Below are 14,837 nucleotides of genomic sequence, written 5' to 3' on the forward strand. Positions count from 1 at the left end.
CCCGTAGAAGGAGACACCGAAGAAGAACGTACATCATGCGAAGAATGGTTGCAGCGGTAGTGTTGCTCGGAATCGTCGCACTGATCCCGACATTGGTCGGATTTAAGCAGGATAAAGAAGCACCAACACCCGCTGAAACTGCGGCTCCCAAAGTCGAACCGATGAAGCAAGGTCCCGTGTTCCCCGACATCAAGATGGAATCTTGGCACCCAAGTGAAACGATGTTACTCCATAACGAGGACATTCCAGTCGGTGCGATGACTTTCGTAAATGTGGACAAACAGGAAATCTTGATTGATAAAAATGCTGACGACCGTGTCTTCCCAGCCAGCACGACAAAACTGATGACGGCTTTACTCGCTTACGAGAAAGCATCGGCGGCAAACGAACTCGACCAGCCGCTCATTTCGATCCAGACCTCAACACTCGACATCCCTTGGGATAGCCACATCGCGCATCTTGAGATTGGTGATGCATTAACGGTACGCCAGGCGCTATACGCCACGCTTCTTGAATCAGGGAATGATGCCGCAAACAGCCTGGCAGAGTATACGAGCGGTTCGACAGAAGCATTCGTTCAATTGATGAATGAACGGGCAAAAGTTCTTGGATTAACAGGTACCCACTTTGTGAATGCTCACGGTTATTCTGATCCAAATCACTACACGACGGCGAACGATATGGCAAAAATCGCATACGCATTTAGTACATATCCTGAACTCGTTGAGATTGCTGGTACATATGAATTTAAAGCGGAATTCAATGACAAAGACGGAAATGGCAAACGACGCTGGTGGTATCACCTCGGCTCATCCGTCAATGAGAGAAGTATCCACTACTCAAAGTATGTGACCGCTACGAAAACGGGGTATACCGATGAGTCGGGTTATACGATGGTGTTTATCATGAAACATCAAAACGAGACGTATATCTTGGTCACGATGCAGGCAAAATCCGGGCAAACTTTCCCGACGATGCGTCTGGTCGAAGAGAAGGCTTTTCAATAATGTAAGAAAAGGGCATGTAAATCCATGCTCTTTTTTCGTTTTTTCAGAAAAAATGACGTCTAATGTTACATTAATGTTACAGAGAGAAGTCCTCAACATTTCAAATATTCAGAATATTTAAACTTTTTAACGTCTAATTTCCGCTCTTATGCGTTGATACGACGGGCTTTAGAGCCATTTTTCTGAAAAGGTGACAGTTTGCAATCATTTAAATCGTTCGGTAAGGTAAGACACAAGTTCGCCTTTTCAACTTTTGTTATTGACTGTGTGATGTGTTCACACAATCGCGAACGAGTTTGATAAAATAGATTTTCTTAACTTAATAGGAGGTAATTCAATGCTATGGCAAGAATGGGTATCAATCGCGCTTTATCTCGTGATGATGCTTCTTATCGGATACGTTGCGTATAAACGAACGACCGATTCATCAGATTATATGTTAGGTGGCCGTAAAATGGGGCCAGGAGTTACAGCCATGTCAGCCGGAGCTTCGGATATGAGTGGTTGGATGTTAATGGGACTACCGGGTGCAATGTATGCAACTGGACTATCAGCAATTTGGTTAGCCGTTGGATTGGTCATCGGAGCTTACTTGAACTACTTGTTAGTTGCTCCACGACTTCGCGTCTTCACAGAGATGGCGAACGATTCGATTACGATTCCAGACTTTTTAGAGAATCGGTTCCGAGATCACTCGAACTGGCTACGGATCCTATCTGCATCCGTTATCATCATCTTCTTCACGTTCTATACGTCAGCCGGACTCGTTTCTGGCGGGAAGTTGTTTGAAAGCTCATTCGGATTAAACTATCAGACAGGTGTCATCGTTACAATTAGTGTCGTTATCTTGTATACCCTCTTTGGTGGGTTCACGGCAGTTAGTTGGACAGACTTCGCACAGGGTGTCATCATGTTCTTGGCACTCGTGCTCGTTCCATTTGTTGCTTTGACGGATCTTGGTGGAGTAGACACTGCTGTCAACTCTGCAACGACAATCAATGCCGACTTGTTTGATCTCTTCAAAGGGACAACGACACTCGGGATTATCGGTCTCCTCGCCTGGGGACTTGGCTACTTCGGTCAGCCACACATCATTGTTCGCTTTATGGCCATCCGTGATGTGAAATCGTTGAAAACAGCACGTCGTATCGGGATGAGCTGGATGACCGTATCGATCATCGGTGCAGTCATGACTGGTTTCGTCGGAATCGCGTATTTCCGCGGACAAGGAAACCCACTCGGTGACCCGGAAACAGTCTTCATTCGATTCTCTGAAGTCTTGTTCCACCCATTCATCACTGGATTCTTGTTAGCCGCAATTCTTGCTGCAGTCATGTCGACTGTATCATCACAATTGCTCGTTACGTCATCTGCTTTGACAGAAGACTTCTATCGTAAGTTCTTCAATAAAGAAGCAAGTGAAAAAACAATGGTACGTGCTGGACGTATCGGTGTCTTGCTCGTCGGATTTGTGGCGACTCTTATGTCACTCAACCCATCTAGTACAATCTTGACACTTGTTGGTTATGCTTGGGCCGGTTTCGGTTCTGCATTCGGACCAGCAATCCTGTTATCACTCTATTGGAGCAAGATGACACGCCAAGGTGCCCTCGCTGGTATTCTTGTAGGTGCCATCACGGTTATCCTTTGGATCGTGACTGGACTCTCAACTGTCCTTTACGAAATGGTTCCTGGTTTCTTCTTAAGTATGTTGGCAATCGTGCTTGTCAGTAACTTTACAAGCCAGAAAGAACAGAAACGCATCAACCGTGAATTCGGTGAGATGGAAGCTGAATTGGCAGCTGCGAAAAAAGAATAATTCAGACCAATTTAAAAACTCGGTTCCCTTCAAAGGGACCGAGTTTTTAAATTACGTTTTTGTATTACATCGATGCTGCGATTAACCAGACACGAATCACAAACGGTACGAGCACCAATACGAGCATCGCATTACGCATCCATTTGCTTCGATTCCAATAGTACGCCATCAACACGAATGGATGAAGTGCGACCAGTTCATATGGGTTGAACCAGAACCATGTGATGATCAGGACAATCAGATAATAAAGAACCGACTTTTCCTTCGTTGATCGATATTCACGCCACATGTCATATGCACCTTTGAAGAACGCAATGAATGTCGCAATCCAAAACAAAATGACGATTATATTGTCGAATCCACTAAACAACTGAGTAACCACCTTTTAGGAAGCATTTTCTACATAAAAACCGCCCCAATAAATATGACGGTACGTAAACTCTTTTCCACTCTCTACAGTAATCACAATTTCATCTTCCGTCAATACAAGGACGTGAACAGGCACTTCTCCTTGGCGTAACATCGGGCTAAACAATTGAAATTGTTTATTAAGCCATTTCCGTTCTGAAAAATTCTGATAGTGATGTAGCGCAAGCATCGGATGGCTCAAATATGCCGCTCCAATGATTGCGATGGTGACAGGTGGAGCCCCAATTTCCATCAGGAATGAAAAGACGAGAACGAGAGACAAAACTGAATAGCCGAACTCAACCAACTCCATGAATGAAGCACGACTGGCGATGACATATTGTATTACACGAAACATGAGATACAATATGATACTCACAATTAGAAACTCAGATAATGGCGAATGGCGAAACGATACATCCAAATAGAACAAGACAGGTAACAGGAGGATCCATTTCCACAGATGTAAGGCGAGGTAAAACAATGATTGATCGATGAAACGACGATTGTGTACGAGCCGTTGCATATCCATGTTTCCCACCTCCGCTTAGATGATGTGACCTTACGTTACCATTCCCTATTCTTTTAAATGATAACTAGCAATTACACGTCTAACGAAGTTTTTCTTTCCTCTCGATTAAAGTTGCGTTTAAGAGTCCTCCTAGCAAAATCACAGAAGCAGCAAGATAAAACCAAATCAACAAGACGATGAACGCTCCAAGTTGACCGTAAAACTGTTCATAGTTCGCAAACTGGGAATAGTAGCTGAACACGTTTGAAACGATGAGGATTCCTACAGTCGCAAATGCCGCCCCAGCCCAACTATTCTTGAATGTACCTGACACACTCGGTAACCACTTATAAACGAAGATAAATACGGTAAAGAGTAAACCAGTCCCTACAATCCATCTAAAGTAAAACCATATCTGGGCATAGGTCGTGACGATCTCATCAATGAACAAGATATATGAAGACACTTCACGTAGTGCCGTTTCGATCACCGGTACGAGTAATGAGAACGGGAGTACAAACATGAGTGCCAATGTGATTGCGATGTCTTGCAAGACACCTCTCCAAAAAGCCTTATTTCGGACCGCCCGATAAGCATCGTTTAATGCCCGGACCAACGACTGCACAGCAATCGATGAAATCCAAAGTGCGGGTAAGATACTGAATGATGCCAATTTCAATTTAGAGTTATCGAAAATCGCTTCGATATTTCCTTCTAACAGCCGATAACTGGCTTCAGGCATAATGAGCGATAACGCTTGAATCACATCCCCGCTCGTAAATGGTAAAAACCCAACAATCCCTAATACGAATAATAAGAACGGGAACGTGGATAAAATAAAGTAATAGGCCAACATGGCAGCTTGGTCAAAGAAGCGTTCTGTAAAAAAACGCTTGACGACTGTCAATAAAACTTGTTTCATCTTTACTCTCTACTTTCTTTAATATAATATAAATGCGGTATTTGAAATATTATTGTTAAAATGAAGGAGAGGCTTCCGGTAACGGAAGCACTCTCATATCGGTTAACTGATTTCTTCTTTTTTCGCTTCCCACGCTTCGATGTGTTCTTTTCCGGGAAGATCGACGCCATCTTTGAAGAATTCTGGGTCTCGTCCTTCTTTCTTCTGGGTCATGTAGTCATCGAGTAACGTCTTCGCGACTTTACTCAAGCGGAAGATCGCATACATGTTGACGAGCGCCATGAGTCCCATAAAAATGTCAGCGATGGACCAGACAAGCCCTGCCGACCGTACTGAACCAAACATGACCATACCGACGACTGCAATCCGATAGATGATGAGATAGCGTTTCTTTTCCGAGATGAACTCAATATTCGTTTCACCATAATAGTAGTTCGCCAGAATGGAACTGAAGGCGAAAAGTAAGATGGCGATGGTCATGAGCGTCGTCGCAATCGGTCCAATCTCGACGAGAAGTGCCTCTTGCGCAAGTTCAATCCCTTGGAACGACTCGGACCCTTCAACACCCGAGATCAAGACGATCATCGCCGTCGCTGTACAGATGAACAACGTGTCCACAAAGACGCTGAGCGATTGAATCAATCCTTGTTTAACAGGGTGACTGACTTCTGCCGTAGCTGCCGCATTCGGTGCAGATCCCATCCCCGCTTCGTTCGAGAATAGTCCACGTCGAATTCCTTGAAGAACAGCCGCACCGACCGCACCACCGAACAACTGCTGGAAACCAAGTACACCTTCAGAGAAGATGGCCGAGAAGACTTGCGGTACGACATCAAGATTCGTCAAGACGACCCAAATGGCCAGCAAGATATAGCCTCCTGCCATGATTGGTACGATGATTCCCGATAATGTTGAAATGGAACGAATTCCACCGAAAATGACGATGGCGGTGACGACTGACAGAATCAAGCCGACCCATACCGTGTCGACCTCAAACACATTGTTCACGGAAAGTGCAATGGTGTTGGCTTGTACTGAATTGAAGGCAAAACCGAACGCAAACGTAATCAGAATCGCAAACACGATGCCGAGCCACCGTTCTCCGAGGGCCCGTTCGATGTAGTAGGCCGGTCCCCCACGCCAAGCCTTGCCATCATGCACTTTATACACTTGAGCAAGCGTGCTCTCAACAAATGCCGAGGCAGCTCCGATCAAGGCGATGAGCCACATCCAGAACACGGCTCCAGGACCACCTAATGCAATCGCCGTCGATACACCGGCAATATTCCCTGTACCGACACGTGCCGCGGTCCCGATTGCGAACGCCTGGAAAGAAGAAACTTGACCTTTCTCGTGTTTGAGTCCTTTGACAAATAGTAGTTTGAACATCTCAGGTAGCATTCGGAACTGGACGAACCCCATCCGAATCGTAAAATAAAGACCTCCTGCAATCAAGACGAAGATGAGAAGGTACGACCATAAATAGTCATTGATTTGCATAATGAGTTCACGGATATCCAACGAAATCGCCTCCTTTTATCGGGTTTTTACCCGCTATGAATCTGACAGAAACAGCGGGTTCATTGCACGTTTTTAAGAATCTCTTCACATAGACGATGAGTCTCTAAACTATCCTCAGCTAGGACTGACTTGTTCGCTTCCCCATTTATCAGTTTGATGAAGTCATCAATCAAGTCGATGAAGCCCCGACGCTTTAAATTTGACTCCCACGGATCGAGCGGCCACTCTTTTATCCCATCGACGCCATAGTCTATGACTCGTTCGACGTCCCGCGTGACACGCTTCACAGATGGAGACATGACTTCCATCACTTCTTCCGTGCATCCATTATCACGGTTCATCCAGCCGATTGCTTCAATCCCACCCGCCTGAAAATGAATCATCACCTGTTTCAACACATCTCCTTCATATCGCGGCGTGACAGACAAGCGTTCGACAGGGTGAAGGTCCGTCAAATAACGAAGCGTATCGACGACGTGCACAAAGTCCTCGATGATAAATTCTCGAAGTGTCGCCGGTTTATACGTTCTGTTCTTTTGAATAAGTATCATGTTCTTCTGTTCGACTTGTTTAAGCGCCTCTGTCGCCGTAGCAAATCGGCGATTAAAGCCCGTGACGAGATGAACACCCTTCTCTTTCGCAAGTGCAACAAGACGTTCCGTCTCTTCAAGTGAGAACGTGATCGGCTTGTCGATGAAGACATGCTTCCCTTGCCGTAAACAATATTCGGCTTGCTCGTAATGGACAGCTGTCGTCGAATGAATCATGACCGCATCGATTTGTGTCATCGACACGGCTTGAAGGTCCGTATATCCTCCTTCAAAACGATAGGTCGATAGGATGTCTTGTAACTTCTGTTCATCTCTTGAGACAAGATACACGTTCACGTTTTTTAATCCGGCATATACTGGAAGATACGCTTTTTTTGCCACATCACCTATGCCCACTACTAAAATATTCAATCGGTCCACTCCTTTATGTCATATGTAGAAAGCCCGAAGCGACTGCCTCGGGCTCACGTAATAGATACAATCTCAAAACTGGTGATCGGTTCACGAATCGCGTCGGATACAATCTGGTAAGCCGCGTTTAGTTCCTCTTGGTTATTTAAATCTGGCACCCGGTCCATTTCCACCTCGACCGTCCGAGTGTTCTGTTCTTTCGCATGTAATTGATATTCAACGGTATACTTTTGCATCACATGTCCCCCTCTAATTATACATATGTTATGTATAACCTGTTCATCGAATGATGAAACAAGTGAGTTTGTTCCTCAGAAGCAAAAATGACCGCTCGCTAGAACGGCCATTCGTTTATGACTCCGATTTTGGTGATGCGTCACGATCTGGTCGTGGACGACGCTTTCCAAAGTACTGATAATATTGAGTTTCAATGTTACCGTTGTACAACTTCCGACGCTTCGTCGCCGGGCGACCGTATGCTTTTTCGAAGTCCTCATAACTCGTCAACATGTAGACGCTGTATCCAGGGTACTTCGCATATTGTGCGCCGATGCGCTCGTACAAGTCGATGATTTCTTCTTCTGACTGTAGTCGTTCCCCGTAAGGCGGGTTACCGATGATGACGCCGTACTCTTCTTTCGGTTTCAATGCGGCCGCATCACTATGGACGAACGTGATTGCATCACGGACATCGGCGAGTTCCGCGTTGTCTTTCGCAAGTTTTACCATACGCGGGTCGAGGTCGATTCCATAGATTTTGAGCGGTTTATCCCACTCCGCTTTCTCGTTCGCTTCGTTCATGGCTGCATACCACGCTTTTTTCGGGATACATGTCCATTCCTGAGCGAAGTATTCGCGATTAATACCCGGCGCGATGTTTCGTCCGATCATCGCCGCCTCGATTGCGAGTGTTCCTGAACCCGTGAAGACATCATAAAATGGCATATCAGGACGCCAGTTCGTCAATTGAATCATTGCCGCCGCCATCGTTTCTTTAAGTGGTGCCTGTGAATGCAACTCACGGTAGCCTCGACGGTGAAGCGGGCCTGACGTATCGATTGTAATGGTCGCTACATCTTTTAACAAAGCAACTTCAATCGGGAATTTCGCACCTGACTTCGGCAACCATTCCCCTCCCTTATGGTAGCCACGCTGCATCGCTTCGACGATTGCCTTCTCCGTAATCTTTTGACAGTCCCGAATTGAGAACAATTTCGATTTGACCGAGCGACCATCAACCGTGAACGCAGCGTCCCACGGCATGAAATCTGTCCACGGCAATACCACAACCCCGTCGAATAGTTCTGTGAACGTTGTCGCCTTGAACTCCGCTACGACGAGTTTGACACGGTCTGCCGTGCGCAACCACATATTTAATCGTGGAATGTCTTCCATCTCCGCATCGATGTAAACTCGACCATTCTCGACTTCACATGTGTATCCTAAGTCTCTTACTTCTTTTGCAACGAGAGCCTCAATCCCCATCGCTGCTGTCGCAATCAGTTTACGTTTTGCCATCTGCAATCGCCTTCTTTCTACATTAAAATCTTTCATTCATGTTGTAAATTGTAAAAAAATCATGAAAAAAGGAGCTCAAGTATATGTGCTTGAACTCCTTGTCGTTGTTAGTTGAGACTATGTTGTCCTGTAAGCCATGTTCTGTACTCCGGTGCTCATAGCGGTCTCCCTGGCACGATGGAGTGACAATCATCTATCTGCGCACATCGGCGCCCTCCGTCCCGTTCGGTTCCGGTTAGGAAGTTCCCCTACCATAGTTTGGGTTTCTCGCTCGTGGGGTTTACCTCGTTCCACTCTGAACGTTTCCGATCAGACTTCGTCACTGTGGCACTTTCAAGAAGCGTACACCATATCCGAGGACTTAGGTGTTTCTTCTGCCGTCAACTTGCGTTGCCTACACTTATCTTTTCGTGTAGCACGATCACTACAGCCATCACAGGCTGTGCGAGCATGGACTTTCCTCAAAACTTGCGTCCCGCGATTGTCCAGACCTCATAGTCACTTCAACCATTGTAGCGGAAATTTCAACAATTTACAACTGAAATTCGAAACTTGATTTTACATTCAGTCAGCGCTAAAATAAGGCGTGTTCATTGAATAAGGAGGGATTTTGATGCATCAAGATGCAAAAAACGGTTGGATTCAACGTCTGACTTATGTAATAGAAATCGATGACATTAAAGTGCTCCACCCGAACAACGGCGTGTTCGCCTTCTACCGAAATAATCGTCTCGTCCGAGGGTTTGAACCGTTCGATATTAAAGCACCGAACGAACTCTCGAAACGATCTTATCATTTTGACCATCATAATTTAGCACACTTAGAAGAGCGTTTCCCTGACGCGATTCCGGTGTTCGACGAAACCCATGAAACGCGTCGCGTTTGGAGTGATCGGGTTCGTGTCGGATTATGCGAAATCATCCGCGATGGTAAACTCAGTTTTGAGCATATTGACGACCAAGGAAATGTATTAGAAGCGAGTATCCGTTGGTGTGGAGAAGCCATCACCATCGATTGAATTAGATAAGCCGTCTCTCCGTTCGGAGTAGACGGCTTTTTTCTTTATAAGGATTCAACCACAGGCGGTTCTTCCTCGACCACAGGCGGCGTATAACTCGTCGATACGACTTTTTCACGCACATCTGTCGGCTTTAGAATCACCGTCAACGGTTTTGTCGTATCTCCTCTCACCGGGAATGTTCCGGCGATATGGAGGGCTTCATACATTTTATTGCCATCCGCATCGAGAACGGTGACGATTCCTTTACGAGTAGTCTGTAAGGAGAACGTCTGAGCATCTGCCGCATCAACAGAGATGGACGTTTTGACCGTATTGATATAATCAATCGTCTTACTCGTAGACCGTTTGTATTTTCCATCGGTCATTTGGGCGACAAGTCGATACTGCCCACTCGGTAGCCAATCACCATATGCAAACATCGTAAAGTTTGTATTCGGACTTAACGTTTTAATTTTCTTACTACCCATATACAGTCCATACGTCGTTTTGATTGTCGGACGCTGCATGACATTCAGTCTCACATCGGTAATATAGCGTTGCTTCCAAGTAGAATCAGTACTTAGTGTCAATGGTCGAGGGGTCGCATCGAGTAGTTTTAATGTATTCAACTCCGTATACGTTTTCCCTTGAGAACGTGGCATTTTCGCGATCAGGGCATCCACCTCGTCAGGTGTTAAAAATGGATTGATTGATTTGACGAGCGCGAGACTCGCTGTGACCATCGGTGCGGCCATAGAGGTACCGTCCATATAAATAAAACGATTATTGACCCCGAGTGAGAGAATATTCACACCAGGAGCAACGATTTTTACACTCGCATCCATATTGCTGAAGTCAGCAACTTGATGACGAGAGTCAATCGCACCGACAGCAATCACTTCTTTCATGTTTGCCGGGAACGACGTTTTAGTCATCCCATCGTTACCTGAAGATGCAACCACAACCACACCTTTGGCTCTCGCCTGTTTGATGGAAGCAGCTAAGCGACGATCATAGTCATCTCCACCAAGTGATAAATTGATGATTGTTGCTCCTTTTGCCACAGCTGTATCTACAGCTTTTGCAACCGTCCATGAGTCTGTATATTCAGAGTTTCTGCCATAGAAAACATTATAAAAGTGATATCGCACGTTCGGGGCGAGTCCGGCAATTCCAAAACGATTATGCTTTCCTGCCATGATGCCGGCAGTATGTGTTCCATGGGTGTCCGCGCTATATGGACCTTTCATCGAATTCACGACGCGTGGAACATTTTTTAAATCTGTATGATTACGGTCGGCAGATGAGTCGATTAACGCCACGACGATGTCTGAGGCACCTCTCGTTTTACTCCACGCCAGGTCTGTTCCGATTTGTCGTACATAATATTGATTCGTAATTCGTGGCTCTGAAACGACGTAGCCATGTTTTTCAAGCACGACAGGTTTCGCTGCATCCACACCTACAGGCAATAACAGCGCAATTGCTGTCAAAAGGGCAATCTTTTTCATTCCTTCCGCTCCATTCCAAACTGATAAAGTGATTTCATTATCTCAAACTTTGGATTAGATTTCCCTTTTTTTGAATAAAAAGTTGTCGACAAGTTTACCAATAGCTTGGTTCATCGGGATGTAACATCTCATATTCGACAATTCGTCCGATGGTCAAATACGTATAATACCGCGCCAGTTCAACTCGACTTGGGTCAGGACGAAATCCTTCTAAATCTTCTCCGAGCGGAGAGCCGTCGATTGTCTCAAATTGCTGACAAAAAAAAGACTCTGTTTCTGCATCCCAGACGATATGATCCCCGATATATCCACTTCCAAAGCGAATGTAGTCGATGATGGACGGGACGATGACTTCAGCTGGTAACCGTTCACTCATCCGTCCGACTAGTTCGTATCTGATTCGGTCTGCCTGATCCGCTTCTTCGAGGGAGACACATTTTAATACTTCTTTATTGATTTCAATCAAGACAACATAATCACCAGGTTCGATGGAGAGCTTCATTGTCTCACCTCACTTTTCATTCCTTCATCCGATTCTCTACACGTTACTATTCGTGATGGGATGTGGAAATCCTGTCCATTCCGTATGTTTTTCCAAATCTCAGTTGAATTCGCAACGATTGCATGGTTTTTGATATACTATTCGTATGAATCTAGAGAGGAAGTGCACCATGGCCAAACGACCGTTGACCCCTCGTGAAAGTGAATTGATTGCGACCGCTTTATATGTCGTCGAGACGATTCCATACGCAGGATATATCGACCGTCTCGAATCACTCACGTTACGAGACATCGCTGATGACTATTTGAATGGTACACTACCTGCAGCAGACGCGATTGACGCGCTTGACCAATATATTTATGTACGACGCCATCGTTTCAAAAATGTGACGCCCCACAACCTTTGGACGTTAGATGACCGCACCGAACAAGAAGCGCTGCGTCACATCTCGAAACGACCTGAGTTGAAAAAAGGACAGACGCTGAATAAGCGGAACCAACCGTTTCAAGTCGGACAAGACATTGAGTTCAAAGTGGACAAACATGTCGACCGGGGGCAGTTCCGTATTTATATCGGAAAACAACAAGGGTATACATGTAAGGCACAATCTAAAGAACGGGACAAAATGAAATCGGTCACGGGATGGGTCACTCATATCGATCCAAAAGACCGCTTAGTGTTTGTCAACGTCACGGATTTCGGACGTTTGCCGATGGAACAGTCGATGAAGCAAGAACTCGAATCGATGAGTGCCTCATTACTCGGATGGTTCGCGACGGCGACCCTTCCTTCCGAAGAAGAAGCTCTACTTGCAAAACAAATGATTGCCACCCTTCAACGTCGCGATCAACCGTATTGGTTCACGTTGACAACCGCCCTTAATCATCCGAGACCAGAACACGTCAAACGTTGGGGAACAGTTGTGAATCTGCTCTTAAAAGCATCAACGGGCGATCAAAAAGCGATTCAGACATTAGAGACACAAGAAGATAAGTATTTCAAAGATGCATTTATCCGTGCGCTTCGCGCCTTGCACGAGGAAATGACGAAACAATTGAACTGATTCGACTCGAGGTGACGCCGTATGGGTCACCTCGTTTCGCGTGTATAGTTTTAAAGAAAGGAACGATTGACATGCGTTTACTCATCGTGGAAGATGACCCTTCTATTTTACGTCTTGTGAAAGAGACGTTCGAAGATGCAGGTCACGATGTTTTCATTGCAACAGACGGGAAGTCAGGCGAGCAGCTATATAGGACTCAGTCGATTGATGCAGCGATTATCGACATAATGCTACCAGGTATAGATGGTCGGGAATTGTGTCGCCGCCTGAAAACGGAACTTGATATTCCTGTCATTTTATTGACGGCACTCGGCGAATGGGAAGATAAACGTCAAGGGTTTGAGCACGGGGCAGATGACTATATGACAAAACCTTTCATCCCGGAGGAACTACTATTCCGATTACAAGCCGTTTCAAGGCGATATAACCGCTCATCTGCTTCGCGTATTCAAGCAGGACCGCTACAGTTGGATTTAACCGAATATGAAGTGAAACTCGACGATCAATTGTTCTACCTTCCCAAAAAAGAGTTTGAACTATTGTTTCAGCTCGCTTCATTCCCAGGCAGGGTATATCGTCGCGAAGAGTTGATTGAGCTCGTATGGGGATTTGATTTCGAAGGAGATGAACGAACCGTCGATGTGCACATCAAACGACTTCGTCACAGGTTCGACCACCCTGCCCTTTCAATTCGGACAGTGCGCGGTGTCGGATATTCACTAGAGGTATTGAAATGAAGACATTATATACTCGAATCATTCTCACCATGTTTTTTATTCTGCTCATTTCTGGAGCCATCTCGTTATTGATTAGTAATGTCGCTTACTATACGTGGTGGCAACCTTCCTATAGTGAGAAGACCGAGGCAATCGCAAAACAGGCGTCGACCTATTTCTCAGAACATACCGATGCAGACGAAGACGCATTTTATTCTTTTTTGGCTGCGACAGGTTACCAATTGGTAGTGATTGATTCGACAAATACACGATTGCGCTATGGTGGTTCGTTTAGAGATGAATCGATTCCTGACGATGTGATTTCATCTGTTCGTGAAGGCACACCTTATCAAGGAATGCGTGATTTCCCATTTCACCTGTTCCTTTTAGGGCTGTTTGATAATGAATTGACGAATACGTACGGATGGACACTCGACAATGGGGATGTCGTCTTCATTCGACCTGACCTGAGTGCCCAAATCCGAGAGCTTCACCTTTTCGTCGGCATGTTTTTCGCACTCGTCACCATTCTCGCGTTCAGCTTGATTGCGATGTCGACTCGTTCGCTCGTTCGACCGTTAAAAACGCTCACAGCCGCGACGACTGACGTGGCCATGAGACTAGAGCCGAAACATCTGCCTATTGAACGAAAAGATGAAATCGGAACGTTAGCGAGACAGTTCCAAGAGATGACGAATGTGATCAAGCAGACCGAAGTACGACAACGTCGATTCGTCTCGAACGTCTCTCATGAGTTTCAGTCACCCTTGACGTCACTCGTCGGCTATGCGGAAAAGTTGGCTGAAGGTACCGACGGTGTATCGAAAGAATATGCACGTGTCATCGAACAAGAAACAAGACGTTTATCTCAATTGACCAAACAACTCTTATTGTTATCTCGTCTAGATGAACATCCACCGACCCTTGCGTCGGATGTGAACGTGTTACAGTCTATCTTAGAGGTCATACAGATGAACGCATTTTTGCTCGACCAAAAAGGGATTGCCGTCATGACCGACATCCCGCCTGATGTCGAATTGAAAAGTGACCCTGTCCTTCTCGCACAAGTGTGGAACAATGTATTAGTCAATGCTATCCATGCCTCACACGATGGTGGGACGATTAGGATCACATGCACCGTCAATCCTCGGATATGTGTCTCCTTTATCGATGAAGGAATTGGAATGGATGAGGAGACGAAACGTCATTTATTTGACCGGTTTTTCAGAGGCGATGCCGCACGAACGACTCAGGGAACCGGGTTAGGGCTCGCCATCACATCAGATATCATCGCCTTGCACGGTGGACAGATCACCCTTGAATCGACTAAAGGAATCGGGACGACGTTCCACCTTCATTTTTGACGCTGTTCATATT

The 14,837-nt window shown here is 45.7% G+C and carries 15 protein-coding genes and 1 other RNA gene; 6 read left to right on the forward strand and 10 right to left on the reverse strand.

Annotation, left to right across the window (positions count from 1 at the left end; all coding sequences use genetic code 11):
- The first annotated feature begins 35 nt into the window (after positions 1–35).
- The gene (locus tag PQI28_RS09150) at positions 36–1,007 is read left to right on the forward strand and encodes a D-alanyl-D-alanine carboxypeptidase family protein (protein WP_339963090.1); all 972 of its coding nucleotides are present in this window, start codon (positions 36–38) and stop codon (positions 1,005–1,007) included.
- A 337-nt stretch (positions 1,008–1,344) separates the two neighbouring features.
- Positions 1,345–2,826: a sodium/proline symporter PutP gene (gene putP, locus PQI28_RS09155; protein WP_271304753.1), complete on the forward strand. Its 1,482-nt coding sequence runs from the start codon at positions 1,345–1,347 to the stop codon at positions 2,824–2,826.
- A gap of 64 nt (positions 2,827–2,890) precedes the next feature.
- Here the strand turns inward: putP and PQI28_RS09160 are convergent, their stop codons facing one another.
- The 8 genes from PQI28_RS09160 to rnpB form a co-directional block, all read right to left on the reverse strand.
- The gene (locus PQI28_RS09160; RefSeq protein ID WP_083600139.1) at positions 2,891–3,196 is read right to left on the reverse strand and encodes a hypothetical protein; all 306 of its coding nucleotides are present in this window, start codon (positions 3,194–3,196) and stop codon (positions 2,891–2,893) included.
- A 15-nt stretch (positions 3,197–3,211) separates the two neighbouring features.
- Positions 3,212–3,766 carry a hypothetical protein gene (locus tag PQI28_RS09165; RefSeq protein ID WP_339963091.1) on the reverse strand — a complete coding sequence of 185 codons (555 nt, stop codon included), beginning with the start codon at positions 3,764–3,766 and terminating at the stop codon, positions 3,212–3,214.
- 79 nt (positions 3,767–3,845) lie between these two features.
- Complete coding sequence (locus tag PQI28_RS09170; protein ID WP_337873889.1) at positions 3,846–4,667, reverse strand: YihY/virulence factor BrkB family protein; 822 nt, start codon at positions 4,665–4,667, stop codon at positions 3,846–3,848.
- A gap of 102 nt (positions 4,668–4,769) precedes the next feature.
- Positions 4,770–6,188: an alanine/glycine:cation symporter family protein gene (locus PQI28_RS09175; RefSeq protein WP_337873890.1), complete on the reverse strand. Its 1,419-nt coding sequence runs from the start codon at positions 6,186–6,188 to the stop codon at positions 4,770–4,772.
- A gap of 59 nt (positions 6,189–6,247) precedes the next feature.
- Positions 6,248–7,150, reverse strand: a complete 903-nt coding sequence (locus PQI28_RS09180; RefSeq protein WP_339963092.1) for a Gfo/Idh/MocA family protein — start codon at positions 7,148–7,150, stop codon at positions 6,248–6,250.
- Positions 7,151–7,203: 53 nt separating this feature from the next.
- Positions 7,204–7,386, reverse strand: coding sequence for a hypothetical protein (locus PQI28_RS09185; RefSeq protein ID WP_074034388.1), 183 nt, complete (start codon positions 7,384–7,386; stop codon positions 7,204–7,206).
- Positions 7,387–7,501: 115 nt separating this feature from the next.
- Positions 7,502–8,668, reverse strand: a complete 1,167-nt coding sequence (locus PQI28_RS09190; RefSeq protein WP_339963093.1) for a THUMP domain-containing class I SAM-dependent RNA methyltransferase — start codon at positions 8,666–8,668, stop codon at positions 7,502–7,504.
- A gap of 125 nt (positions 8,669–8,793) precedes the next feature.
- Positions 8,794–9,161, reverse strand: an RNA gene (gene rnpB / locus PQI28_RS09195) — RNase P RNA component class B.
- A gap of 120 nt (positions 9,162–9,281) precedes the next feature.
- Here rnpB and PQI28_RS09200 point away from each other — a divergent pair.
- Complete coding sequence (locus PQI28_RS09200; RefSeq protein ID WP_271304747.1) at positions 9,282–9,686, forward strand: hypothetical protein; 405 nt, start codon at positions 9,282–9,284, stop codon at positions 9,684–9,686.
- A 44-nt stretch (positions 9,687–9,730) separates the two neighbouring features.
- On the opposite strand, the gene PQI28_RS09205 is transcribed toward PQI28_RS09200, so the two are convergent.
- Positions 9,731–11,179, reverse strand: a complete 1,449-nt coding sequence (locus PQI28_RS09205; RefSeq protein WP_271304746.1) for a S8 family peptidase — start codon at positions 11,177–11,179, stop codon at positions 9,731–9,733.
- A 94-nt stretch (positions 11,180–11,273) separates the two neighbouring features.
- Positions 11,274–11,681: a hypothetical protein gene (locus PQI28_RS09210; RefSeq protein ID WP_214748958.1), complete on the reverse strand. Its 408-nt coding sequence runs from the start codon at positions 11,679–11,681 to the stop codon at positions 11,274–11,276.
- A 169-nt stretch (positions 11,682–11,850) separates the two neighbouring features.
- Between PQI28_RS09210 and PQI28_RS09215 the strand changes: the two genes are divergently transcribed.
- From PQI28_RS09215 to PQI28_RS09225, 3 genes are all read left to right on the forward strand, one after another.
- Entirely contained in the window at positions 11,851–12,744 is an 894-nt protein-coding gene (locus PQI28_RS09215; RefSeq protein ID WP_214782836.1) for a hypothetical protein, read from the forward strand.
- 71 nt (positions 12,745–12,815) lie between these two features.
- A complete protein-coding gene (locus PQI28_RS09220; protein WP_271304744.1) occupies positions 12,816–13,481 on the forward strand; it encodes a response regulator transcription factor in 666 nt (221 codons plus the stop codon).
- The gene (locus PQI28_RS09225) at positions 13,478–14,824 is read left to right on the forward strand and encodes a sensor histidine kinase (protein WP_339963094.1); all 1,347 of its coding nucleotides are present in this window, start codon (positions 13,478–13,480) and stop codon (positions 14,822–14,824) included. Before PQI28_RS09220 ends, PQI28_RS09225 begins: the two co-directional genes overlap by 4 nt.
- Positions 14,825–14,837 lie beyond the last annotated feature (13 nt).

The sequence above is a fragment of the Exiguobacterium sp. USCH10 genome, assembly GCF_037619445.1.
Lineage (GTDB): Bacteria > Bacillota > Bacilli > Exiguobacteriales > Exiguobacteriaceae > Exiguobacterium > Exiguobacterium aestuarii_A.

Excerpts from the sequence above, each read along its gene's own strand:
- PQI28_RS09185 (WP_074034388.1), bottom strand. The coding sequence starts at position 7,386 with ATGCAAAAGTATACCGTTGAATATCAATTACATGCGAAAGAACAGAAC.
- PQI28_RS09150 (WP_339963090.1), top strand. The coding sequence starts at position 36 with ATGCGAAGAATGGTTGCAGCGGTAGTGTTGCTCGGAATCGTCGCACTG.
- PQI28_RS09215 (WP_214782836.1), top strand. The coding sequence starts at position 11,851 with ATGGCCAAACGACCGTTGACCCCTCGTGAAAGTGAATTGATTGCGACC.
- PQI28_RS09205 (WP_271304746.1), bottom strand. The coding sequence starts at position 11,179 with ATGAAAAAGATTGCCCTTTTGACAGCAATTGCGCTGTTATTGCCTGTA.
- PQI28_RS09200 (WP_271304747.1), top strand. The coding sequence starts at position 9,282 with ATGCATCAAGATGCAAAAAACGGTTGGATTCAACGTCTGACTTATGTA.
- PQI28_RS09210 (WP_214748958.1), bottom strand. The coding sequence starts at position 11,681 with ATGAAGCTCTCCATCGAACCTGGTGATTATGTTGTCTTGATTGAAATC.
- PQI28_RS09220 (WP_271304744.1), top strand. The coding sequence starts at position 12,816 with ATGCGTTTACTCATCGTGGAAGATGACCCTTCTATTTTACGTCTTGTG.
- PQI28_RS09170 (WP_337873889.1), bottom strand. The coding sequence starts at position 4,667 with ATGAAACAAGTTTTATTGACAGTCGTCAAGCGTTTTTTTACAGAACGC.
- PQI28_RS09165 (WP_339963091.1), bottom strand. The coding sequence starts at position 3,766 with ATGGATATGCAACGGCTCGTACACAATCGTCGTTTCATCGATCAATCA.
- PQI28_RS09190 (WP_339963093.1), bottom strand. The coding sequence starts at position 8,668 with ATGGCAAAACGTAAACTGATTGCGACAGCAGCGATGGGGATTGAGGCT.
- putP (WP_271304753.1), top strand. The coding sequence starts at position 1,345 with ATGCTATGGCAAGAATGGGTATCAATCGCGCTTTATCTCGTGATGATG.
- PQI28_RS09225 (WP_339963094.1), top strand. The coding sequence starts at position 13,478 with ATGAAGACATTATATACTCGAATCATTCTCACCATGTTTTTTATTCTG.